This window comes from Caballeronia humi, from assembly GCF_001544475.1.
GTDB classification, from domain to species: domain Bacteria; phylum Pseudomonadota; class Gammaproteobacteria; order Burkholderiales; family Burkholderiaceae; genus Caballeronia; species Caballeronia humi.
Map to the genome: position 1 here is coordinate 1 of NZ_FCNW02000177.1, position 1,415 is coordinate 1,415.

Here is a 1,415-nt window from a genome sequence, read left to right on the forward strand (position 1 = left end):
GAATTCACTGCTGGCGTTGCGAGATCAGTTGGCAGTGCACGCAACGCGCAGGTTGGCCCAAGTCAAAGTGGCGCATCGAAAAAGCCACCCGAAAGGCTTCTCAAGTATTTACGCCACTGAAGCCGAATATCTTCAAGTCAAGGCGAACCACCAAAGTTCGAAAGAAGAGCGACAACTGCTTGCCGAGCATGGGTACCCAAGTCGGCCGGCGGCCTCAATTGAGCTATTTCATCTAAGAACTGCTTGCTACATCGTATGCGCTGCATTCTCGGGTATGCGAGACTCGGAGCTGGCGTCGCTCGAAGTGGGATGCTTCATTGCAAGAAAGGGATTCGACGGTGCGACGCTCCACTGGCTCCGAGGAACAACGTACAAGCTCGAGCACGAACCGAGGCCGGCCGAGTGGATGGTGCCGGAGGTCGTTGGAAAAGCGGTGGCTGTCGCCACTCGGCTCGGCGAGCCCGTGCGCGCGCAAGGCGAGAAAAGGATTAAGGCCCTAGAGCGCGCAGCAAAGACACGAACCCTCGATGAGCACGTCCGCGCGAAAATTCAACTCAAGCTTGAACGGGCTCGCCGTAATCGCAATGCGTTAATGGCGATCTACCACCCATCGTATGGAAGCGTGTCGCTACTAGGAAACGAGACCGCACGAAAGAGCCTGAGGGCGTTCGCCAAGATGGCAAACATGATTGTCGAGCAGCAGGACATGGACGGCGTGGTCAATCGAGACCGAATTCGACCTGGGGAGCCCTGGCCGCTCAGGACGCACGAGTTCAGGCGAACCTTTGCAGTCTATGTTGCCCGGCACGTGCTCGGCGACATTCGTTATCTGCGCGAGCACTTCAAGCATTGGTCACTCGACATGACCCTCTACTACGCCCGACATGACAGCGACGCAGATCGCGCCCTGATTAGCGACATCTTGACCGAGCGTGATGAGTTGCAAAGCCTGATCATCCAGAGTTGGATGCATCCGCATAGCAACCTGTCGGGCGTGGGCGGCCACCGTATCGCGGCCTTCCGCAACCGAGGCGAAGTAAAGACCGTTCGCGACATGCGCGACTTCTGCCGCAAGCTTGGGGAAAGTGTGTTCATCCGTGGAACCGGTCACTCATGGTGCATGGCAAGCGGCAACGGTTGCGGGGGTCAAGGTCTGTACGATGCGGTGCGATGTACCTCGTGCGGCGAAGGCGTGATTGATTCGACTCACATTCAGATCTGGAAAGGGATCCGGCAGCAGCAGATTGACGTGCTGCAATGCCCTGACCTTGGAAGGCCGTCCCGTGAACGCAGTGTCGATCATCTCCGTAAAGCTGAACGTGTACTTGCAGACCTCGGTGCCGAAGTGCCGCCCTTCAAACTTCCCAAAAAGGTACGTCGTGCGAGCTGAGCGCAAGAGCCCGACGCGTCGCCGC

Annotated in this window: 1 protein-coding gene; it reads left to right on the top strand. The window is 57.9% G+C overall.

The genetic code is table 11. The annotated features are described in order from the left end of the window. The coding region (locus tag AWB65_RS34870; RefSeq protein WP_087671262.1) for a site-specific integrase at positions 1-1,390 on the top strand (1,390 nt) is incomplete at its 5' end. Positions 1,391-1,415: the final 25 nt, after the last annotated feature.